Below are 21,386 nucleotides of genomic sequence, written 5' to 3'. Positions count from 1 at the left end.
AGAACGAAGCCTTCAGAATACGCGGGTGCAGCGATGATTGCTGCAAGGACGGCAAGTGGCTTAGCCCGCGTCGTACAGGTTGTGCGAGGCGATCTTGCCTTCGAGCATTGGGATCGAGACGATCGAGACACCAAGTCCAGCAAGGAAGCTGGATAAACCGTTGATAGTCTTGAACTCTCGGGCAGCCATGTTGTTGCGCGCGGTGACGAGCAGGCGACGCGTCTCGCCATCTGGCGAGACGCAATGCACGGTCCAAACCCCGGACCACTGAGCACCTGTACGTTTGGGCGTAACCCGGCACACAACATCCGCCGAATGACCCTCGGCAAGCAGCGTGCGCAGCCCGTCTTCACTGACAACATTGGGGGCGTCTTGCATCAAATTCATAGGATCGAGCCTTGCAGAATTGTGCATTAGCCCGGCAGTCCCTCATGGACTACCGAACCGATACAATATTATAATCTTGCAATCAATAGGTGCAATTTGAGTTGTTGCGCCCTTCATGCGTTGAAACAAATTTACTGCAACGGAGTGGCTGAGCCAAGATAATATGGCGCTTTTGAAACAAACATGGGCGGTTATGGCCGTTTTGAGTTGGGGGTCTGCCGCGATCGCAGGAAGTTGCCTACTGCCTGCGCCGCCCTGGATGCCGACCGATCCCGATGATGTCAGGGCCTATGCGGACCTTTTGAGACGCGATGCCGAGACGTATTTTGACGATGTTGAGAGGTACTTCCGTTGCCTAGATCAGGAGCGACGGGAGGTTTTTGAGCAGGCCCGCGAGGTTGGTGAAGACTATGCGCGCGTTCTGGAGTTCCTAGATTACATGAGGAATTGATACCCGTCTTCACATAAAGAAAACGGCCTTACGAAAAGGCTGCACCGGAGGTGGGAAAGTGGACAAATCTGCTATTCTTTCTGGGTGGAACAAGTCCCCGACCGATCGACAATTGTGAGGCCTCAAAGTGGCAGTAAGCCAGTGTGGCTTTTGGTTCGGCGCGGTCATCCGCTAAATGAGTACGGAGTAAAGCCGCTAGGACTGACAATCGTCTCGCCAAGCTGCCCCAAATTCAAATGGGTGGGCGACCGCTGGCAGCGCTCAATCGTAGCACCGGGCAAACATCAGCCGTCGTCATCTTTTCTGGAAACCCGCCCAAGTCTTGAGAGCATACGTGCCCAATCATCGACATCAGTGGAGAGCCGAGCTGCGGGTTCGGAACGTGGTTTGTCGGTTTTTTTGGCTGATTGCGAAACCGAATTGCCAAATTGTGTTCTAGATAAACGTGGGCGCTTCTTTACGCGTGCATGTGGTTGCGGCTTCTGAGCCTTTTGAGGTTTGTGACGTGCGGTTCGTTTCTTTTGCTTAGCTGGTTTTTCTTGCGAGACGCCGGATAGGGCAATCAGAAAAAAGGCAAGGCGAGGAGTCCAAGGCGAACCATCAGCAGTCACACGGCCTGTTTCATTCAAATAGTGAGAAACAAGTTTGGCCCCCACGATCCCCTTCTTGACGAAATCTTCGAGTACAGAACGTAGAGTTCCTGACACTTTGGCAGATCCGCCGCTTCCTGACCCAAAGTGCCTCCTCTCGGATGGCAAAAGCTCTGAAACATCACCGGGAATTATGCTAGGGTCGATATCCTCTTCCAGCGCTTCGAAGTCGACCAGCCGGTCCCCGTTGACAACGGTAGTATCTTCAAGTGACTGCGGGTGGAGAAATGAGAACGTCTCTCTACGACGACTGACGAGGTCACCTTCAACCAAAAGCGGCTGGTCACAGTAGATGAAAAATCGAAATTTCTGATGATTTTGGCTTGAAAGGTCTTCAACGTGAACTTCCATCCCGAAGTCGGCAAAGCGGACTTCAACCACCACCGCAAGCTTCCAGGAATCTCGTCTCGCTTTCCGGCCTACAGGTAGTATTCTCTGTTCGATCTTTTGTTCCGCACCGAGAATTTCTTTGATTTCGGCAACTGGTCGACTGGAGGGGCGAGTACGCACAGAGACAGAGGCAGTGCGCTCGTTGTCCGTGCAAGGGTGCTTCGCCCAAGGTTTTCCGAGTTCATCAAAGAATACACGGCTGCCGTGTTCATTGGCATAAAAATAGACGGGCTGACCGCAGACGGGGCAGAATGCATTGGGATTCACGAAGCAGCGAGAGTAGCTTGTTGCGCCGTAGCCTTTCAGCGTTTGCGTCGCTTGACGCTTTTCATAATCGGAATAGACCGGCTGAAGGGACTTTGTCGCTGGCGCAGCGGAGACGCCTCCACCGTTTCGGTTGCCTCCGCCGACGCACCATCCGCATGTGCACCATGGGTAATGATTGTGTCCTGTCAATTTAACACCAATATGGTTTTGGGAATTTCCGTAGACTGAACCAATATTGCTCCGTTAGGTAGCCCTTTTCCCATTTACTAAGAGCCTCAAGCCGCAGAACAAGGCGACGTTACTTTCCAACGAGCGAAATGTTTGATTTGGGCGGCGATACCGACGCGTGCGCGTGAAGCATGGATCCGTTCTGGCGAGCGCATTTTGAGCGGTTTTCAACCACTAGCCGCGTTTTGCGCCAAGGTTCGGTTCAGTAACCTGATTTCGGAAGCTTGGCGGTTTGCTTGATCCGTCTACATAAAGCGCGGCCTGCGTCTCGCCGTTATCCCACTGATACAGCAGACCGATTTCTTCGCCTGTTTGGATGCATGAAATACGACCGATGGCTTCGGCCGTTGAGCGAAAACTCTCACGTTTGGGCAAAACTAGCCCCTCTCGTTAAACAATTCCTTGGGATCGACCTCGAGAGCATCCGCGATCCGCTCCAGAACATCGATTGATGCTGAATTTTTGGCGAGTTCAATCTCGCTGATATAGCTGCGATCTACATCCGCAGCCAAAGCTAGCTGTTCTTGGCTCAATCCTCTGGAACTTCTTAGATTCCGGACATTTAACCCTACTCGTTCCCGTAATTTCATGGCCTGTATTCGGCCAGATCACAAGAACCGCTCTACGGAATATATTCCACAAAACGCGCGCGAACATCACAAACGCTATGCTCGCATATGGTGTGAGAGTCCGGGTTGGATGTAGTGTATCAATAATGCGGTAATGTAGTCATAAGGTAATTAATGATATGTGGTGCAGACTTATCAGAAATTGGGCCGCCGGAGCTGGCTTGGCTTTGCTTTCTACCGTGGTCCCGCAGGCGGCTAAGGCCTATCAGGTTGACTGCGCTATTTTGCTTTGCCTGGCAGGTGGGTGGCCTGCTTCAGCAGAATGTGCCCATGCCCGTGCCGTGTTTATCCGCCGGATCACGCCCTGGCCGATTGAGCCGCCTTTGCAAATCTGGCGCTGCCCTATGGGCGTTTCTGAGCGCACGCCTTTGCAAAGCTTGGCCCCAAAGATCTGGGAGGCCAGCAACCACAATGGCCAGACACTCGCCCAAGTTATTCAGGCTCAGGTGGCTGAAGGCGGTGCCGATATCGATATCAGCGGTCTGGAGTTTGATTTTGTCCGCTCGATCCGCGTCTGGGATGTGCGGTACTACAGCCATCGCGAGCGCGGTCGCGACGATGATTGCTCTGAGAGCTACAACATGCGCCTCGGGACCTACGGTACGCAGGGCGAATTCGGCTGGCAACGCACGACACCAGCCGCCGCCCCGCAATGGGTTCTGCCGTCACGGCGCTGTTCGTCATCAAATTGGCGACGAGGCGTCGGTGTGGAATGGGAAGATCACGAAGGCAACCACGGATATGAGTGGGTGGCCTACTAATGCCTAGCGCCCCTTTTTCCGTTCCCGTTTTGCCGTTTGGTGATTTGTGCTGTTGTTCGACAACGAGGGAACGAGGAGCACCCAAGGAACGGTTTGTCGTCTGGCCCCATTCGGAGAACCATGGTGCCTTGATTGCATGTTGGACATTTCGTCCCTTCAGCTATAGGGTCTTTTAGTCGAATAGATTTCACCGATGAAGCGCTGCTTCTACCAACCGAAAGTAGTCGCTTGGTATAATCACATTCTGGATGCGCGCTGCACGCTTCAAACGGCCCAAATCGTCCGTTTTTTTGGCTCAGCGTGCCAGCACCGCATTTTGGGCAGACCTTCAACGTAGCCTTTTCGCTTATAATCTCGGTATGCCCGTCTTTGGCGAGCTCGACGACAAACCGCGAAGGCTTGTCCTGCAATGTATAGATACGCGTTTGTCGGCGGGCGCGTGTCAGGGCAACATAGAAAAGGCGGCGCTCCTCAGCCAGTGGGAAGTCATCGGGCTCTGGCATCGCGAGCTGCAATGCAGGGTCGTCAACGATTTGGCTTGGAAAACCCATCAAGCCTTCGGTGACGTTGAGAAGCATCACATAGTCAGCCTCGAGGCCTTTTGCGGCATGGGCAGTAGAATAACTAAGATCAAGTTGATCGCCATAGGCGCGCTTCCAGCTGTTGAAGCTGGCGGGCTTATCCTTGTGATAACGGCCCAAGAGCATGATGGTGATTTTGTTGCCGTCGGGAACGTCAAGGAGGCCTTTTATGGCGGCACCATGCAGCTGCCTAAGATCTTTCTCGATGCGCTCAAGAGCGCCACTCATCGTCTCAGCTGCAAATGTATGAAGTCCGGCTCTTTCATACGTGTTGGTGGTTTCAACGGTCTTTCTTATTTGGATGGGATTCTTCTGGATGAATTCGCTGGATGCTTCGCACAAAACCTGAGGGCATCGGAACGTTTTGCTTAGTGTGAGCTGTGTAGCGTTCGGGAATGTTCGGTCGAAACCGGTCATGACAGAAATATCGGCACCAGCGAAACGGTTGATCCCTTGCCAGTCATCGCCAACAACGCACAAGCTTGCGGAAGTCCCTGCGCTTTCTTTTAGGGCTTTGAGTAAACGCAACTTAGCCTGAGAAACATCCTGAAACTCGTCCGCAAGAATCATGTTGAAGGGGCTTTGATATGTCCCTTCTTTCAGGTGCTTGATCGCATCGAGCAACATGTCATCGAAGTCGATGCAGTTTTCGACAGCAAGACGCCGCTGCCATTCCTCGGCGACCCTTTCGTAAAGTTTAACGAAGCGCGTTAGCCGGTCGCGGTGGCCACGCTCATGATCAGCAATCTTCTGGTGCAAGTCCCTCGGGTTCAGTCCATTACTTTTGACATGCTGCTGGAAAGCACGGATCGTCGAGGCTAGTTGCTTGGTTGGAATTGGCTCTTGGCCGGTGGATTTTCGGTTTTCGTCGAACTCCAGAACTTCGCCGTGTTTCTCCAGTTCGGATTTCAGCCGATCTAGGTCGTTCCCGTTTCGCAAGCCATGCGAGGTGGTTTCGAAAAGCTGGGTTTCTTTTTCGTCGTGTAGCTCCCTTTTCCAGAGGACACCCGCAACATAATCGCCGGTAAAATGGGCCGGTGCCTTACCATCCGCGTCAAGCGCAAAATGCTCATGATAGAGGTGCAAGCGGGGGTAATAAAAGTCAGGATGGTATTGGGAGTGCGCTTCTGTGGCAGTGTCGTGTTCGTATGCTCGTTCGTATTCATATGGCACGCCGTGGTAGAAGAGAAAATCGCAGATCATGCGCTCTTCATGGCTCTTAACCACTTTCCCGTCTGCAGTTGGAATGCTGCCTTTACCTATGACGTCGGTTTGCGGTTGTTTGAGGTTGTCCCACTCATCAATGCCGCGACCATAGACCGTTCTGAATAGATCCCAGTCAAGCCGGAAGCGGGGATCGCGTTGGCGAAGATCTTCTACAATTTCTGAGATGGCTTGAACGTCTTTGCCTGGTTCAACCCAGTCAGCCAACCTTGGCTTTCGCCCGGTGCTCTTTCCGATTACCTCCAGGCCGAAAGCATTGAATGTCTTTACATTAATGCGTTGAACATTGGGAAAATCACCAAGGCGTTCTTTGATACGAGCTTCCAGTTCGTCCTTTACAGATCGGTTGAACGCAAGAATCAAAATCTCCTCAGGTGGGACCAAGCCTTCCTTTAGGGCATACCCGACACGTGCAACGATAGTTGATGTTTTACCGGATCCTGCGGCGGCAACGATTTGAAGCGCGTTGTCCATGCAGATACAGCAATCCATTTGCTCATCGGTGAGCGGGTTCCGCTCGATTGACGAAAAAAAATCGCTCAACCGTTCTTTCTGTTTTTTGCCAAAAGCGGCGTTGGCCGCATCAAACTCCTTTGCAAGAGCCTTCTGAAAATGCGGATACTGCGAAGTGGTTTCAGCTTCTTCTCTCCCGTTCTTAAATGGTGGAAAGCGTCGGATAATGCTCTCGGCCGCACCTTTAGGTACCCACCTATCTGGGTCAACTTCGCCCTCCCACTTTGCTCGCCAAGCGGAGTATTCAGAGTCTTTGGTTATTGAAAGCGTTGGCTCAATTAGCTTTAAGCTAGCGCGTGCCAATTTGGGGCCGGGGTCTTTCGATTGCCCTTTGCCACCAAATAGCAAGCCGCCGAGTACGGCCGTTCCAATAATCCACTCAATCAATTCGAGCTCTTTCCTGCGTGCTTAGCCGCGCTCGTTCTTCGCATCGCCGCGTTCAATAGCGACCATCCGCGTTACTATCTCGTTGGCAATTGTTTCGTACAGCGCCGCTTGGCGCTCTCTCGCTGAGCCCGGTTTAGGCGCTCTGCGTCGTATTCTTTTGGCAAGCCAAAAAAGAAGCCTTGCAGCCGGATCGGTGACGTTTTCCGGTACAGGGGCCGGATAGTTTTCTTCGAGGAGGGCAACGACCTCAGCATTCATGCTGCGATGGTTAGCCTCAGCCGCGAGGCGTATTCGATCGCGCAGACCGTCTGGCAGACGCACGATGAATTTATCCTGATTTTGAGAGCTTTGTTCTGGCATGGTGGCACTGTGCCATAAAAAGCAATTGACGCAATAGTGGCTAAGTGCCACTAACAGGTTATGGTTTCAACCTGGAGGCGTTTCATGAAAAGTCGTAAACCAATGCAGCTTCGGCTTCCGCAAGAGCTCAAAGAGTGGATCAAGGCGGAGTCAGATCGCAATGGAAACTCCCAAAATTCTGAAGTGATCCGCGCCATTCGCGCGGCGAAAGACAGGCGGTCTACACTCGGATCAGTTGGAAATATCAATATGGATCAGGGTGATAGTGCGCGTTGTTGACGATTAAGAGAGGTGTCGATCAGATGACCAAAGCAAGTGTACAGACAAAGGCGAGACAGGCAGCCTCCGCCTTCATTCGCGAGGCGCGGGAGGCAGGTTGGCAGCGGGCAAAATTTGAGATCAAGCCTGATGGCAGTGTCATCGTCGATGCCAACATGGTCGCGCCAGAGGCGGCAGACGACTTTCTCAACAGTGACCTGAGAATGGGCGAATGACTCGCAAGAGCTTGCCCAAATACGTCTACAATGACCGGGGGTATCTCCGGTTCATTCGGCGTTCACGCGGTATCTCGGTCATGATGCACGAGGAAGCGGGCACCCCGGAATTTTGGGACCATTACAATCGCCTGCTGAAGGGAAAACCAGCGCCTGCGTCGGTTAAACGCAATTTTGAGGCGTTGATTCTCAGCTACTACGAGAGCGACGCCTACAAGAAGCTGAAGCCTCGGACGAAATCCGATTATCGGCGTTATATCAGCCACATTCGTGAGATCTGGGCCGACAAAGACCCGGCCAGGATCGAAACCCATCACATTTATGAATTGCACCGGGCCAATGCGGATCATTGGCGGCAAGCCAACTACCTTGTCCAGGTCATGGTTGTCCTGATGAACCACGCCCGGTTGATCGGCTTCATCAAGAAAGAGCACGGCAATCCGGCAAAGGGCATCCCGCTTTTCAAGCAGCAGAGCGACGGCTGGGAGCCTTGGCCGGACGATGTTCGCGCAGAGTTTGAAGCGCTGGCTTCAAAGCGGGCACGGCTGGTCTATGAGCTTTGCGTTGGAACAGGCCAGCGCATTGGCGATGTCGTGAAGATGAAATGGGAGCATTTTTCAGATGAAGGTTTCGATTTCACGCAGGGAAAAACCGACAAGCCGCTTTGGATCCCGCTCACCGACCGCCTGAAAACCCATCTCGACGGGCTCGCACGAACGGACGGCACTGTTGTGACCGACGCGAAAGGTCGACCAGTGAGCTACCGTATCGTTGCGGAGGAAATGCGCACCATCAAAAAGAAGATGCAGCACGAGAAGGCGAGCTACTACAAAACGCACGGGCTCAGGAAAAACGCGACAATCGAGCTTTATCTGGCGGGGTGTGATGACGAGATGGTCAAAGCCGTCACCGGTCACTCAGGCGTTGAGATGCTCAAAAAATACGGTGGGCCGATCCGGCAAAGGGAACTGGCGAAGCGCGCTCAAGAGGCAAGAAATCAAATGGAACGAAGCAAGACCGAAACGTGAAAGTTTCAACGGTTGTTTCAAAAATGGCAGTGAAGGAGAGGAAAGATGACGCAAGTTATTGATTTTATTGGAGGCGAGTACCGGAATCGAACCGGTGTACACGGATTTGCAATCCGCTGCGTCACCACTCCGCCAACTCGCCTTTTCAAGTAAAATCAAATACTTGCCGTGGTGTGCGTGGGGTTTTAGCAGCTTTCCGAAGGGGCGTCCAGAGGATTGCGCGCAATTTTGACGTATGGATTCAAAATTTACCAAAACCCGCGACGGCAAATGCGCAGGCGCAGGCGAGTTGCGTCAACAGGGCCGTTGCTGGCCGCTTCAGGATGTGGCACAAGCCGGGTAACTTTGGGAATGACACGAGAGATCCTATGACAGATTTCGCAGCCCGGCGCCGCACTATGGTTGACACGCAAATCCGACCTTCGGATGTTACAAAGTTCCCGATCATTGAGGCGATGCTGAATGTCCCGCGCGAAAACTTCGTACCTGATGCGCAGCGAGAGGCTGCTTATGTCGACGGCGTAATCGATCTGGGTAATGGGCGCTGTATGCTAGAGCCGAGAACGTTGGCTAAAATGCTGGACGCGCTTAACATTTCAAACGATGAGATGGTTCTCGATATCGCTCCGGCGACGGGGTATTCCACGGCGGTTGCCGCTCGTATGGCCCAATTGGTTGTGGGTGTGGAAAGCGACGACACGCTGGCGTCCGAGGCGCAAAGCCTACTGGCTGAGGCGGATGTGGACAACGCCATCATCCACGTCGGTCCGTTGGAACAGGGCGCGGCTGAGCATGGTCCTTACGATGCAATTATGGTGCAGGGCGGTGTCGAACGGGTTCCCGAGGCCCTGCTGGATCAGCTCAAGGAACACGGCCGGATCGCTTGCCTGTTTGTCGAAGGCAGTGTTGGGACTGTGCGGATCGGTCGAAAGGCCGGTGGCCGCGTCAGCTGGCGGGATACCTTCAACGCCAGTGCACCGATACTAGAGAGTTTTTCTGCGGAGTGTGCATTTTCGCTATAGTTCGCCGATAGATTTTTCTGGCGCCTTGAATAGTTGAAAAGAAGACCGCAAACTGCCTTCAGGGCAGTGTAATTTCGTTTTGAGAGGATTTCGGTATGCGTGGTTCAGCGACAGGCAAGCTGGTCAGGGCATTCGCAGTGACCGCAGGACTTGCCATCAGCGTTATGCCAGGGCGTCCGGTGTGGGCTGACAACATAACAGACGCCTTCATCGGCGCATATAACACAAGTGGCTTGTTGGAACAGAACCGGGCGCTGCTGCGAGCGGCAGATGAAGACGTGGCGATCGCACTTGCTGCATTGCGGCCGATCATCAACTGGACCGTACAGGTCAGCCAGGACTATACCCGGTCAAGGACCAGCAATGTGGTCACGACGACCGAGCCGTCCCGGTTTTTCACCGGGCTGGGACTGACTCAGCTTCTGTATGATGGCGGTGCTTCGGTTCTGGGCAAGCAATCGGCGCAGGAAACGGTTCTGTCGACACGGCAAACCCTGATCGACATTGAACAACAGGTGCTTATCCGCGCTGCGAACGCGTATCTGGGCGTGCTGCTACAGGAAGAGACAGTCGCAATTCGCCAGAACAACGTGGATGTTTCGGCGGAAGAACTTCGCGCATCGAATGATCGCTTCGAAGTCGGCGAAGTGACGCGCACGGACGTTGCGCTTTCCGAGGCGCAGTTGGCAAGCTCGCAGGCGGATCTTGCGGTTGCACGTGGTGAATTGAGCATTGCGCAAGCTGAATATGTCAACGCGGTTGGCAAGGCGCCAGGGCGGACGGCTGGTCAACCAAGTCTGCCCAATCTGCCGCGGAGCGAGGCAGAGGCGATTAGTCTCGCGCAACGCAACCACCCGGCGATTCTGTCGGCGCAGCATCAGGTCCGGGCCTTTGATTTGATTGTGCAGCAACAGCGGGCCAACCTTGGGCCGAATGTCAGCTTGAACGCCGATGCGGGCGTGCGGGAAAGCTATGACAACAACGACTATGTAAATGACGCAACCGTTTCGTTGGACTTTACACAGCCGATTTACGCCGGTGGCCGGTTGGCCGCCAATGTGCGGCGCGCTATGGCAAACCGGGATGCGTCTCGTGCGAACCTACTCAATGTACAGAAGAACATCACACAGGGTGTAACGGACCGGTATGCGGCTTTTCAGGCGGCCAGTGCCAGCCTCAGGGCATCTACGGAACGGGTTCGCGCCTCGCAAGTCGCATTTGACGGCATCCGGGAAGAAGCGACCTTGGGCGCCCGTACTACGTTGGATGTGTTGAATGCTCAGCAGGATTTGCTGGACGCGCAGTTGGCAGAAGTGGCATCCCGCACGGAACGATCCCGCGCAGCATATCAGTTATTGCAGGCGCAAGGTCTTTTGACGGCAGAACGTCTGGGGTTGGCGGTTCAGATCTATGATCCGACTTTGTACTACAATCTGGTCAAAAAAGCCCCCGCGCGTGTCAGCAAACAGAGCAAGGATCTGGATCGAGTCCTCAAAGCGTTGCGTCGGGACTAACCGGCAATACTATTTGTTGTAGGGCTCGGATTGTTTGGCTACACTCGATCCAACGATAGAGCGGTAGAGAACAATGTCTGATAATGTCGTGAAAGCAGGGATCGAAGACGTTCTGTCTTCGGTCAAACGTCTGGTCAGTGAAGATAGTCGTGGTAAACCCGCCCCGGATCAACAGGGTGCAACGCGTAAGCCGGGGCGTCTGGTGTTGACGGACGCACTCCGCATCAGCAAACCCGCTCAGCCCGAGGTCATATCAGCCAAGCCGACGCCTGATGTTGCCGACTCGGCCAAGCCGATGCTGCTGCGCACCTGCGACATTGTCAGGGCAGGGGATCCGGCCAACACTTCGGATGACGAGGTGGAGGCAAAAGCTGCAAAATCCGGCTCATCTGATGACCCTGCGATCAGTCTGAGCGCCAAAATCGAAGCACTGGAAGCGGCAATCGCGCAAACCGAGGATCAATGGGAGCCGGATGGCGACAGCGGTGATGCTTATTCGGGTACACCGACTCAATCCCTGCCGTGGAATGTCGAAGAAGAGTTTGCCGCCGCAAGGTCCATCGTTCTGACTGACGAAGAAGATGCAGGCGACCCGCGGCCTGAGGCCGATACGGCCCAACACGTTGAGTTCATCCGATCCGCACAACCGGTTGAGGCCGATCCTGCCGCTGATGTGGCAGAAGACGTCGCGACAATGGACTTGGATGAAGAGACATTGCGCGACCTGATCGCGGAAGTTGTACGTCAGGAACTGCAAGGTGCAATGGGTGAGCGGATCACGCGAAACGTGCGCAAGATGGTCCGACGGGAAATCGCTCGCGCGCTGAGCGCGAAAGATCTGGGATAAGATTCAGCCACGCTGCGGTGGCTGAGCCAGACTTAGCAGCAGGTCAAGATTCATGTGGCGTTCCAGATGATCCGCAAGATCGTTCAGCGCCTGCTCTACACCGTCTTCGTAAGCAATGTCCGACGTCACGCCCAGCGTTGACAAGTAGCGGGCGCGAAATGCGTCTGACGAGAAAATACCATGCAGATAGCTGCCTTTGACCCGGCCGTTGCTGCTGGCCGCACCTTCTGGTCTGCCTTCGACTTCCAGCCAGGCGCGGGCGCGGTCCGGGCCGTCGGTGTGCCCCATGTGGATTTCGTACCCGCTAACCGGTTCCAGGTCGGGCAGGGCATGGGCCGAACGCAGAATGACCTGTTTCTGGCCGCCCATGACGGTATCGACGTTCAACAATCCCAATCCATCAATCTTGCCTGGCCGGCCATCCACGCCATCGGGATCGGAAATGGTTTTGCCCAGCATCTGATAGCCACCGCACAACCCCAGGACATGTCCGCCCCGGCGAACATGGGCATAGAGGTCGATATCCCAGCCCTGTGCCCGGAAATAGGTCAGGTCTCCGATTGTGGATTTGCTTCCGGGCAGCAGAACCAGATCGGCGTCGCCGGGCAGGGGGCGTCCGCCAGGGATGATCTCGACACTTACGCCGGGTTCGGCGGACAACGGATCGAGATCGTCGAAATTCGCCATTCGCTCAAGCTGAGGCACAACGACCTTGCTCACGCCGCCGGTATGGGAACGGATGTCCATCATGTCCTCGGCGGGCAGTTTCCATGCGTCGTGAAACCATGGCACGACTCCCAGACAAGGCCATCCGGTGCGTGCGGAGATGTCCTCGCGCCCTTCCTCAAACAGGGACACATCCCCTTTGAAACGATTGACCGCAAAACCCTTGATCTGCGCCCGGTCTCCTTCGTCCAGCACGGCCTGAGTGCCAACGATCTGCGCAATCACCCCGCCCCGATGAATGTCCCCGACCAGAACCACTGGTATCTCCGCGGCACAGGCAAACCCCATATTGGCGATGTCACCCTTGCGCAGGTTGGTCTCAGCCGGGCTGCCAGCGCCCTCGATCAGAACCAGATCAGCGTCGGCGCAGAGCCTGTCAAAGCTTTCCAGCGCTGCTCCCAATAGCTTGGATTTGTCCTTGCGGTAATCTCCGGCCTTCATCGTGCCAGCGCGCTGCCCCTGAACGATGATCTGCGCGCCGGTATCGGTTTCAGGTTTCAGCAGAATAGGGTTCATGTCCGTGTGGGGTGTCCGCCGTGCAGCACGGGCCTGAAGGGCCTGCGCGCGGCCAATTTCGCCCCCTTTTTCGGTGACGGCAGCGTTGTTCGACATGTTTTGCGGTTTGAACGGCGCGACCTGAAGCCCCCGACGCGTGTAGGCGCGCGCCAGCCCGGCCACCAGAACTGATTTTCCGACATTGCTGCCGGTGCCTTGAATCATGATGGCGCGAACCATGTTTTGTCTCCTATATGTCAGGGCGCAGATGATCTGATTTGAGCCGAAAGGGAAAGCCCCGGATGAACACGCCAGCACATCTTTTGATCGGGGCTGCCGCGTTTGCCCGGCCGCCGCAAGGACGTATTCTCTGGGCTGCGCTCCTGGGAGCGTTAATGCCGGACATGTCCCTGTATGTGATGGCGGGCGTGTCCCTTTTTGTTCTGGCCATTCCCGAACAGGTGGTCTTTGGGCAGCTCTACTTTTCCCCGGCCTGGCAGACCGTATTCGCCATAGACAATTCCTTTATCCTCTGGGGGTTGGTATTCCTGCTGGCAGTCTGGAGAGGTTGGCATGTTCTGGCTGTCGGTGCAGCGGCGGGTCTGTTGCATCTTGCGACAGATTTTCTGCTTCATGCGGGCGACGGACGGCCACAGCTCTGGCCTGTCAGCGACTGGGTGTTCCACAGCCCTGTCAGCTATTGGGACAGCGACCATCATGCCTTGTGGGTGGCGCCGGTGTCAGCCTTTGTCTGTCTGGCTGCATATGTTTTGCTGTGGCAGCGTGGATTGCCTGTTTGGGGCAAAGCTCTGTTCGCGACCATGCTGGCGGCTGAATTCTGGGTGGTGCGGCAATGGCTGTTGTTCTTTTGATCCAACAACTTCATGCCTGACGATCAGGCATAGAAAAACGCGCTCTGATAGGCAGAGCGCGTTTGTTCAATCCAAATCCGCCCTGGTTCAGGCAGCTTCGGCCTGCTGTGCAGCGTTGCGGCGTTCGCTCTCTTCACGCGACAGGGCAACCGACGTGCGGACGCCGCGCCCAACGAATTCCATCAATCCGCTGACAACCCGTTCGTTTGGGTCAATTCCTGCGCAGGACAGCACTTCGCGCCCATCGCGCGAACGCGCCCAGCGGGCGATTTGTTCGGGGCCATTGCCGTATTTCTTGTCATCGGCGATAGCATCATCAAGTGCAGCCAACACAACGGCCGCGAAAAGTTTGCGCGCACGATTGCCTTGCTCATTGTTAAAGGCAGTGCCGTCAACGAAATCTCTCATCTCGTTTTCCTTGTTGTTCTTGCTCTTGCATTTTCGGCGTGAGGGTCCTTATGACCGATTAGGTGCGATTCGGATACAGCTAAAATGCATAGTTGCGTTGCGTCACTTGCATGGCTTGCTGCAAGTGCAGCACTAGGTGTCGTTGTCTTGTCAGGTGTGGTCCCGCCAGATATAGGGACCGCAACTGATGCATCAACCGTTTGTGAAGGATTTATGTAATGCCCAAGATAAATGGGAACGAAATTCGCCCCGGCAATGTGCTTGAGCATAACGACGGCCTTTGGGCAGCGGTCAAGGTTGACCATGTAAAGCCGGGCAAGGGCGGGGCTTTTGCACAGGTGGAACTGCGCAACCTGCGCAATGGCTCGAAGCTGAACGAACGCTTCCGCTCTGCGGACAAGGTCGAACGCGTGCGTCTGGAGCAAAAGGATCAGCAGTTCCTGTACGAATCCGACGGGATGCTGGTGTTCATGGATTCTGAAACCTACGAACAGATTGAATTACCTGCAGAATTGCTGGGAGAACGCCGCCCGTTTCTGCAAGATGGCATGACCATTGTTGTCGAGTTCTACGAAAGCGAGGCGCTGAACGCGACGCTGCCGCAGAAAGTGACTTGCAAAATCGTCGAGACCGAGCCGGTGGTAAAAGGTCAAACTGCGGCGAACTCGTTCAAGCCCGCGGTGCTGGACAATGGCGTGAAAGTCATGGTTCCACCCTTCGTCGGTCAGGACGAAATGATCGTCGTGAACACTGAAACTATGGAATATTCCGAACGCGCGTGACGTTTCGTCACGTTTCGCATCAGACCGCGCAGGCACCCGCCGCGCGGTCTTTTCTTATGCGTTGGGTCGATGGCGATAGCGGGTTGGATCCGGGCCAAACAATTCCAGCATCAGTTCGTATTTGATACGATTGGCACTGACCTGGCGATAGAATGCGATCAGAAAGGCAGTGGGCCCCTGAATGCGGCTGAGCCCACTGGTGGCAGCCACCACGGTGCCGACATCCGTTTTCCCTTGCAGGACCAGGTAGCCACCCAGCATCAGTATGCCGACGGTGCCGGCCCCGTTGATCACGCTCAGCAGGAACTTTGCCGATAGTTTCCACAGGAACATCCGCCGCCGCGTGTCGTAAATGTCATCGAACATGGTGTTGATGTCGCGCTCGACGGCTTCGATATCCTCGGTCGTAAGCCGGTCCGTGGCACCGCGCAGAATGCGAACGCGTTCCGCCACGAACGTGTTCACTTTGCGCTGCGAGGCCAGTACGATGATGATCTGCGGAACGATCATTGAAAGCGCAATCAGCCCCAGACCTGGTTGCGTGGATGAGATATAGCCGATGACGCTGATCAGCGTTCCGATCTGAACAACCGGATCCGAGAAAGCACCGCCCGCGAATTTTCCTAATTCTTCAGCCTCAGCTGAGATGGCTGTGGTCATGGTGCCCTTGCGAAGGTCTTCGCCGGTTTCCTTCAGGTCAGTCGAGCGCCAAAGCAAGCGCTGGCGGATCAGGCGTATCATGTCTTCGCCCAAGGTTCCTGCGCGAAACCCCAGCACCCATTTCAATGTCAGGCTCAGCAGGATGACCGCCATCATGCCAATGCCCAACTGGATCAGTTTCTCGACCCCGACATCATCGGACGTCAGGTGGTTGACGATGTCGCGCTGAAACTCCAGCGGCACGGCGGCAAGGCCCGCAATGGCAATGGACAGCAGGATAAGTATGATTTGCCGCCCGGCACTGGCGCGCCAGATCGCGGAGTAAAGTCGAAACATGCAGGTATCCGGTTTGCCCCGTTTGCCTATACTGTGGCAGCGCTGGACGACAGGTTCAAACTTTACGATACAAGCTGCTGTGCCGGACGTGCCGTTTAGGCAACAAGGTTGGTTTAGTCTTCCAGGCGAACGGTGGCGTCACCGGCCTGCATCTCTCCGCTTGCGCGATCAAATCGCAGATATGCAATCCCGTACCCGCCTGACTGTGTGTACAAAGTTCCGACAGGTTTGCCATTTGCCGTGATTTCGGTCCCTACTGGAGCAGAGCCCTGAACGACGACGCGTCGCAGACCTTTGCGCAATTCGGTTTTGTGCTTCATACGCGCAGTCACTTCCTGTCCGACGTAGCAGCCCTTTTTGAAATCCACGCCATTCAGTGCTTCGAACCCTGATTCCAGGATATAACTGTCCGGAGTCAGCTCAATGCCTGACTCGGGAGTGCAGTGCCGGACGCGCAGCGCATCCCAGTCGGATCCGTCATCGCCCTCTGGTTCGGTGGAATAGGTTCGCCAGCCCATGTTCGGGTGGCGGGGATCGGGCAGGGCGTTTTTCGACGCGGCCCCGGTGCCGCGTTGCAGGTTCAGATCAGCTCCCTCGATCACCACATCTGCACGCAGTTTGTACATTGTCAGACGTTTGACCAGATCATCTGCAAGGTGTTCGGCCACATCCAGAAGAACGCCATCGCCATCTCGTTTCAGGAAGAAATCCGCCAGGTACTTTCCCTGCGGTGTAAGCAGAGCGGCGTAGACCAGCCCGGTGCCCAGCCCCTGAATGTCGTTGGTAATCAGGTCCTGCAAGAAGCTATCGGTATCCGAGCCGGTCAGGCGCAGTATGCGGCGGGTGGGCATGGCTTGGTCCTCGTCATTTCCTCAGGCCTCGTGATATAGGAAGTTCCGATGCCAAGACCAGAGGTTATCAAACGTGCCTGCACCCATTTCCGTTGTGATTCCGACCTTTGATGCCGCTGACGCATTGCCGGCCTGCCTCGAGGCCCTGATGGAAGGGCTGCATGGCGGATTGATCCGGGAGTTGATCGTCAGCGACGCATGCTCAACCGATCATACGCTGGATATTGCAGAAGAGGCTGGCGCGAAGGTTGTGACCGGCCCGCCATCACGAGGTGGTCAGCTACGCCGAGGGTGCGCAGAGGCCAAAGGGGATTGGCTGCTGATCCTTCATGCGGACACTGTGCTGCAACAGGGATGGAGCGAGACCGTGAGCGCCCACCTGCCTTCGGGCAAACCGGCAGCTTTTCGGCTGGCGTTCCGCGCGCACGGTGTCGCTCCAGCGTGGGTGGCTGGCTGGGCCAATCTGCGCAGCAGGGTGCTGGGTTTACCCTACGGAGATCAGGGATTGCTGGTTCCGCGTCACGAGTATCAAACGGCGGGCGGGTTTCCGGACCAGCCGTTGATGGAAGATGTGACTTTGGTGCGCGCGCTGCCACGGATTACGATTTTGGAGACCCACGCCTTTACGAGTGCGGAGCGGTATGAGCAGGTGGGCTGGTTTCGGCGCGGCGCTCGGAACCTGTGGACTCTTCTGCGTTACTTTCTGGGGGCTGATCCGCAGGTTCTGGCGCAGGCTTATCGACGCTGAACGTGGTGCGCAGCTCGACCACGGATTTCCCGAGCCGAAAAGGTGCCGCAAAACTGACAAGGCATAGGGCCACAATCTGCAGGACAAGAATATGGGCATTGTCCTGTAGGTATTCCCATTCTTCTTTCAGCTTCCCGACCTGCGCGATCAGGTCGTCATAACTTTGCGCAAGTATCAGGTAGTCGCCCGCAATTGCGGGAACCTTGCGACGCATGTTGTCTATGGCGGTCTGCGTGCTTTCGTCCAGTGAAGTGAAGACAAGGAACTGGTCGATGTCAAATGCTTCGGCCTTGGCGGCCATGTCACGTATTTCGTCCATTTCGTCCTTGGACTGACCCCCAACGAGGAAGTGAAGCCCCTGCAAGGGGGCCACCTCATTCGTGACTGCGATGAACAGGGGCAGTTCCGAGTTGCTGGCTGTCGAGGCTGAAAGGAATTCAACTTTTTCACATAAAACGGCGGTGTCCGGGTCAAAGGCCGGATCACAGAACCGCAGACGGAACCGGGCAGCATCTCTGTCAAATGCCAGCGTCGCGGCATAGGCCACGTCGATTTGTCGGTCCAGTCGCGAACTGTCCGACGTATAAAGCCCGGCCAAAACAGCAACAAGTGCCCCGATGCCACCCAGCACAACCCATACCAGATCAGCCAGTTTCCACGCCCGGTGCCCCGCCGGTTTGCGAAACAGAAACGCGGTGCCGATTGTGCCTATGACAAAGAACAGGATCAGCAGGAGCAATTGATTGTCGGTCACAAAACTCATGGGCCCGATCTTAGGACCTGTGAACCGTCCTGCAACAGGGATCACGGGCAGTTGTAACATCTTGCCACATGCCCATACTCGGTCTTGCGTTGAGGGAGATTGTCCATGCCAAATGAAATTGTACTGATCCACGGGGCTTTTGCTGGACCATGGTGCATGCAGAATTACGCTTCCTTCTTTCGTGATCGGGGTTGGACGGTACATGTCCCGGCTCTGCGCCACCACGGTGGTGATCCCAAGAGCGGTCCCGACCCGGAACTGACGAACACCAGCGTCATCGACTACACCGATGACATTGCGGCTTTTGTGCAGGGATTGGACACCAAGCCGGTCATACTGGGACATGCCATTGGGGGTGTAGTCGCGCAGCAGGTGGCCGCACGGGGATTGGCCAGCGCCATTGTTCTTATCAATCCGAATGCACCTTGGGGAACGTTGCCTGAAACCGACGACGAGCGCGCCGTGCCACGAGCATTGATGGAGGGAGGCGCGTTTTGGAAACAGTCCATGCGGGTCGAGTTCGACCTGATGGCTCCGTTTGCTCTCAACAAAATGCCTGAAACGCAGCAGCATGTTGTGTTTGATCAGCTGGGGCCGGAAAGCGGGCGCGTTATGTTCGAGATGTTCTTTTGGATGTTTGATGACCACCACGCGATTAAAGTCGACTTCGACAAGATAGATTGTCCGGTACTCGTGGTCTCTGGCGCGGAAGATCGCGCCGTTAGCCCCAACACCTGCCGGGCCCTAGCTGATCAGTATGGGCAACGCGGAACTTTTCTTTTGGTTGAAGACCATGCGCATTTTCTGTTCATGGAGCCGGGATGGGAGCAACCTGTCACAAAAATTGAATCCTGGATAAACAGTCATGTGATCTGAAACAGGCTTGACAACAAACCACCCATTGGAGACATCGCGCCAAGTAAACAGGGCCACAGACCCTTTTTGCGCAAACTCTCTGCGGGAAAGGTTTTGGAGTGACCCTGTTCGTCATCCCTATCATTTTGTCGGCCGCGTTGTTGCATGCCGTTTGGAATGCCATAGTCAAGACAGCGGCGGATCGAACCACAATGCTGGGTTTGGTCGCTTTGGGTCAAGTCCTGCCTGCGGCGGTCATGGTGATGTTGCTGCCGCTGCCAAGCCCAGAGAGCTTTGTCTACATCCTGCTCTCGACCGTTGTGCATTTCGGCTATTACTTCATGCTGGGTAAAGCCTATCAGCATGGTGATCTGAGTGTGGTCTATCCCATCGCCCGCGGTATTGTCCCGGCGCTGGTCTCGCTCTGGGCCATGCTCTTGGTCGGAGAAGTGCTGCCTTTTCAAGCCTGGGGTGGGATCGCCCTGATTGCCGTTGGCATTCAGTTGAGTAGCTGGAAAGCGCTGCGCTCGGGCGTTGGGCGCAGCACGCTGCAGTTTGCGCTGGGCACCGGGTTCTGCATTTCGATCTATTCGGTCGTAGACGGGATCGGGGTTCGGCTATCGGGCAATACGCTAAGCTATTGGGCGTGGGGGGCATTTCTGCACCTGTTCATAGCCGGTTTTGTAGGCGTTCGGAAACGAGCGGCCCTCAAAGACCTTCCATCCAAAATATGGATGACAGGTATTCTTGGCGGACTGGTATCGATGACGGCCTATGGTCTGGTGCTGTATGCCAAGAACTTCGCACCATTGGGCGCGGTTTCGGCGCTGCGCGAGACGTCGGTCATCTTCGCAGCACTGATCGGGTTCATATTCCTCAAGGAAGGCAATTGGGCGCGACGGCTGGGTGCCGCGGTACTCATGGCTGTTGGCATCGCCCTGATAGGAATGGCTGTCTGATCCGGCTGAAAAGCACTGGATGGCGGTGATATCTCTGGCTTAGCGACCGACTTGAAACGTGCTTTGTGGTTTCCAGTGCATGTTGCCCTTGTCGTTGCTCACACATCGCAGCAAGCGTTCTTCACGCGTGTTGATCGTTTCTGTGACGGTATTGTCGCCAAAGATCACGATGAAGGAATCCGGGGAATAAGCCAGCCCTTTGTAATAGCAAAACCGCGTTTCCGCCCCGTCCGGGATCGGAGAAGCCAAGCTGAGCGTCTGTTGCGCCAGCGTCTGGGTCGCGAGCATGGCTAAGGCCAGCCCAAAAGTCAGTGTTTTCATGTCGTCCTCCCGTCCTGCAAATCTGTTGTCGATCAAAAGGTTTTGGACGCCCGGACCTCAATCATTGTTTTTGTTGCCGCAAGTTTGAACGGGATCAACGGGTTAGGCAACGAAAATCCGACAAGCACAGTGGCAACGCCGCGGGGCGATTTTTACGACCGGTCGTTTCTGTGGTAACATGACCGCATTGTTTTAGGAGAATTGAGAGATGTTCAGACCCTCTGTGGAAGCGATTATGGATGTCATGTCCCAAAAAGATTACGTGGTTTTCGATACCCCTACTGTGGATTGGAACCTGAACATAGTAGGCATTCGCGCCCACCCTGTTTCACCCAAGAAATTCGATGATGTCATGACGGTGTTCCACCGGTTTCTTGGCGTTTGGGATATTGCCTATTACCCGATGACCGCCGATCCAAGCGATCACTACCTGAAGAACCCGATAAACCCGGATGGGACGGCCATTCTGGCGCCGGGGCAATACCGGTCCTGCTACAAGATCGATATTCATAAAAGAGGCCGGCCCGGAGGCCACAAAGCGCTGTGTCAAAGGCTGGGAAACGTTACCGTGTTTCGGGACAACAACGAGGATGGGAACCTGAACCTTGATAATCCTCAAAGTGGGATGTTTGGCATAAATCTGCACAAGGGGCCAAACAACGGTGATGATGACACTGCGAATACGATCTATTCCGCCGGGTGTCAGGTATTCGCGGATCAGCGTCACTTTGCCGAGTTTCTGCTGAAATGCGAAGCCGGGCGCGATGCGTTTGGCAACAAGTTCACCTATACGCTGCTAGATCAGGCAGATTTCGAATAAGGCGACGCCTTGCGAAGGTTCTTCAAGCGCCGGGGCAGGTCAGGGGCTTTGGTCGTG

The 21,386-nt window shown here is 55.3% G+C and carries 24 protein-coding genes and 1 tRNA gene; 13 read left to right on the top strand and 12 right to left on the bottom strand.

Annotation, left to right across the window (positions count from 1 at the left end):
• Positions 1–60: 60 nt before the first annotated feature.
• From AC2FEB_RS07660 to AC2FEB_RS07645, 4 genes are all read right to left on the bottom strand, one after another.
• Positions 61–387 (bottom strand): hypothetical protein, encoded by a 327-nt coding sequence (locus AC2FEB_RS07660; RefSeq protein WP_496883939.1) that lies wholly within the window; start codon positions 385–387, stop codon positions 61–63.
• Positions 388–1,122: 735 nt separating this feature from the next.
• Positions 1,123–2,334, bottom strand: a complete 1,212-nt coding sequence (locus AC2FEB_RS07655; RefSeq protein WP_234170518.1) for a hypothetical protein — start codon at positions 2,332–2,334, stop codon at positions 1,123–1,125.
• 213 nt (positions 2,335–2,547) lie between these two features.
• Entirely contained in the window at positions 2,548–2,748 is a 201-nt protein-coding gene (locus AC2FEB_RS07650) for a hypothetical protein (protein ID WP_234170519.1), read from the bottom strand.
• Positions 2,749–2,750: 2 nt separating this feature from the next.
• Positions 2,751–2,963 carry a helix-turn-helix domain-containing protein gene (locus tag AC2FEB_RS07645; RefSeq protein ID WP_055190692.1) on the bottom strand — a complete coding sequence of 71 codons (213 nt, stop codon included), beginning with the start codon at positions 2,961–2,963 and terminating at the stop codon, positions 2,751–2,753.
• Between the two features lie 158 nt (positions 2,964–3,121).
• On the opposite strand from AC2FEB_RS07645, the gene AC2FEB_RS07640 reads away from it, so the two are divergent.
• The gene (locus AC2FEB_RS07640) at positions 3,122–3,763 is read left to right on the top strand and encodes a hypothetical protein (RefSeq protein WP_496883938.1); all 642 of its coding nucleotides are present in this window, start codon (positions 3,122–3,124) and stop codon (positions 3,761–3,763) included.
• Here AC2FEB_RS07640 and AC2FEB_RS07635 read toward each other — a convergent pair.
• Together AC2FEB_RS07635 and AC2FEB_RS07630 are read right to left on the bottom strand one after the other, a co-directional pair.
• The gene (locus AC2FEB_RS07635) at positions 3,760–6,468 is read right to left on the bottom strand and encodes a UvrD-helicase domain-containing protein (protein ID WP_496883937.1); all 2,709 of its coding nucleotides are present in this window, start codon (positions 6,466–6,468) and stop codon (positions 3,760–3,762) included. The two genes, AC2FEB_RS07640 and AC2FEB_RS07635, sit on opposite strands and share 4 nt — an antisense overlap.
• Positions 6,469–6,489: 21 nt before the next feature.
• Entirely contained in the window at positions 6,490–6,828 is a 339-nt protein-coding gene (locus AC2FEB_RS07630; RefSeq protein WP_394409764.1) for an Arc family DNA-binding protein, read from the bottom strand.
• 84 nt (positions 6,829–6,912) lie between these two features.
• Between AC2FEB_RS07630 and AC2FEB_RS07625 the strand changes: the two genes are divergently transcribed.
• From AC2FEB_RS07625 to AC2FEB_RS07615, 3 genes are read left to right on the top strand one after another with little or no spacing between them, the layout of a single operon-like run.
• Positions 6,913–7,107 (top strand): Arc family DNA-binding protein, encoded by a 195-nt coding sequence (locus AC2FEB_RS07625; RefSeq protein WP_082995993.1) that lies wholly within the window; start codon positions 6,913–6,915, stop codon positions 7,105–7,107.
• 23 nt (positions 7,108–7,130) lie between these two features.
• Complete coding sequence (locus AC2FEB_RS07620) at positions 7,131–7,322, top strand: hypothetical protein (RefSeq protein ID WP_027259529.1); 192 nt, start codon at positions 7,131–7,133, stop codon at positions 7,320–7,322.
• Positions 7,319–8,350, top strand: coding sequence for a site-specific integrase (locus AC2FEB_RS07615; protein ID WP_496883936.1), 1,032 nt, complete (start codon positions 7,319–7,321; stop codon positions 8,348–8,350). Before AC2FEB_RS07620 ends, AC2FEB_RS07615 begins: the two co-directional genes overlap by 4 nt.
• A 68-nt stretch (positions 8,351–8,418) precedes the next feature.
• Here the strand turns inward: AC2FEB_RS07615 and AC2FEB_RS07610 are convergent.
• Positions 8,419–8,492 (bottom strand) — tRNA-Cys (locus AC2FEB_RS07610).
• Between the two features lie 226 nt (positions 8,493–8,718).
• Between AC2FEB_RS07610 and AC2FEB_RS07605 the strand changes: the two genes are divergently transcribed.
• The 3 genes from AC2FEB_RS07605 to AC2FEB_RS07595 all read left to right on the top strand — a co-directional run bounded on the left by AC2FEB_RS07605 (position 8,719) and on the right by AC2FEB_RS07595 (position 11,733).
• Positions 8,719–9,372 carry a protein-L-isoaspartate O-methyltransferase family protein gene (locus tag AC2FEB_RS07605; RefSeq protein ID WP_496674804.1) on the top strand — a complete coding sequence of 218 codons (654 nt, stop codon included), beginning with the start codon at positions 8,719–8,721 and terminating at the stop codon, positions 9,370–9,372.
• A gap of 95 nt (positions 9,373–9,467) precedes the next feature.
• Positions 9,468–10,886: a TolC family outer membrane protein gene (locus tag AC2FEB_RS07600; protein WP_496674806.1), complete on the top strand. Its 1,419-nt coding sequence runs from the start codon at positions 9,468–9,470 to the stop codon at positions 10,884–10,886.
• A gap of 73 nt (positions 10,887–10,959) precedes the next feature.
• The gene (locus AC2FEB_RS07595; protein WP_299895768.1) at positions 10,960–11,733 is read left to right on the top strand and encodes a hypothetical protein; all 774 of its coding nucleotides are present in this window, start codon (positions 10,960–10,962) and stop codon (positions 11,731–11,733) included.
• A 3-nt stretch (positions 11,734–11,736) separates the two neighbouring features.
• Here the strand turns inward: AC2FEB_RS07595 and AC2FEB_RS07590 are convergent, their stop codons facing one another.
• Positions 11,737–13,194 carry a cobyric acid synthase gene (locus AC2FEB_RS07590; RefSeq protein WP_496674808.1) on the bottom strand — a complete coding sequence of 486 codons (1,458 nt, stop codon included), beginning with the start codon at positions 13,192–13,194 and terminating at the stop codon, positions 11,737–11,739.
• 62 nt (positions 13,195–13,256) lie between these two features.
• Here AC2FEB_RS07590 and AC2FEB_RS07585 point away from each other — a divergent pair, with 62 nt between their 5' ends.
• Complete coding sequence (locus AC2FEB_RS07585; RefSeq protein ID WP_496674810.1) at positions 13,257–13,826, top strand: cobalamin biosynthesis protein CobQ; 570 nt, start codon at positions 13,257–13,259, stop codon at positions 13,824–13,826.
• Between the two features lie 87 nt (positions 13,827–13,913).
• Here the strand turns inward: AC2FEB_RS07585 and AC2FEB_RS07580 are convergent, their stop codons facing one another.
• On the bottom strand, positions 13,914–14,234 hold the full coding sequence (locus AC2FEB_RS07580; protein WP_037310273.1) for a DUF6280 family protein: 321 nt from the start codon (positions 14,232–14,234) through the stop codon (positions 13,914–13,916).
• 218 nt (positions 14,235–14,452) lie between these two features.
• Between AC2FEB_RS07580 and efp the strand changes: the two genes are divergently transcribed.
• The gene (efp, locus tag AC2FEB_RS07575) at positions 14,453–15,016 is read left to right on the top strand and encodes an elongation factor P (RefSeq protein WP_299635772.1); all 564 of its coding nucleotides are present in this window, start codon (positions 14,453–14,455) and stop codon (positions 15,014–15,016) included.
• A gap of 54 nt (positions 15,017–15,070) precedes the next feature.
• Here efp and AC2FEB_RS07570 read toward each other — a convergent pair whose 3' ends face one another.
• Both AC2FEB_RS07570 and ygfZ read right to left on the bottom strand, forming a co-directional pair.
• Positions 15,071–16,012, bottom strand: a complete 942-nt coding sequence (locus tag AC2FEB_RS07570) for an ABC transporter transmembrane domain-containing protein (protein WP_496674812.1) — start codon at positions 16,010–16,012, stop codon at positions 15,071–15,073.
• A 113-nt stretch (positions 16,013–16,125) separates the two neighbouring features.
• A complete protein-coding gene (ygfZ, locus tag AC2FEB_RS07565) occupies positions 16,126–16,863 on the bottom strand; it encodes a CAF17-like 4Fe-4S cluster assembly/insertion protein YgfZ (protein WP_496674814.1) in 738 nt (245 codons plus the stop codon).
• A 73-nt stretch (positions 16,864–16,936) separates the two neighbouring features.
• On the opposite strand from ygfZ, the gene AC2FEB_RS07560 reads away from it, so the two are divergent.
• From AC2FEB_RS07560 to AC2FEB_RS07550, 3 genes are all read left to right on the top strand, one after another.
• Positions 16,937–17,611, top strand: coding sequence for a TIGR04283 family arsenosugar biosynthesis glycosyltransferase (locus AC2FEB_RS07560; protein WP_496674816.1), 675 nt, complete (start codon positions 16,937–16,939; stop codon positions 17,609–17,611).
• Positions 17,612–18,479: 868 nt separating this feature from the next.
• Positions 18,480–19,250, top strand: a complete 771-nt coding sequence (locus AC2FEB_RS07555) for an alpha/beta hydrolase (protein WP_496674818.1) — start codon at positions 18,480–18,482, stop codon at positions 19,248–19,250.
• A 98-nt stretch (positions 19,251–19,348) separates the two neighbouring features.
• Entirely contained in the window at positions 19,349–20,188 is an 840-nt protein-coding gene (locus AC2FEB_RS07550) for an EamA family transporter (RefSeq protein WP_496674820.1), read from the top strand.
• Between the two features lie 39 nt (positions 20,189–20,227).
• Here the strand turns inward: AC2FEB_RS07550 and AC2FEB_RS07545 are convergent, their stop codons facing one another.
• Complete coding sequence (locus AC2FEB_RS07545) at positions 20,228–20,509, bottom strand: hypothetical protein (protein WP_117869486.1); 282 nt, start codon at positions 20,507–20,509, stop codon at positions 20,228–20,230.
• 208 nt (positions 20,510–20,717) lie between these two features.
• On the opposite strand from AC2FEB_RS07545, the gene AC2FEB_RS07540 reads away from it, so the two are divergent.
• Entirely contained in the window at positions 20,718–21,329 is a 612-nt protein-coding gene (locus tag AC2FEB_RS07540; RefSeq protein WP_496674822.1) for a hypothetical protein, read from the top strand.
• Positions 21,330–21,386 lie beyond the last annotated feature (57 nt).

Source organism: Ruegeria sp. YTSC106 (genome assembly GCF_059609765.1).
This window is presented reverse-complemented; position numbering and strand designations above follow the sequence as displayed.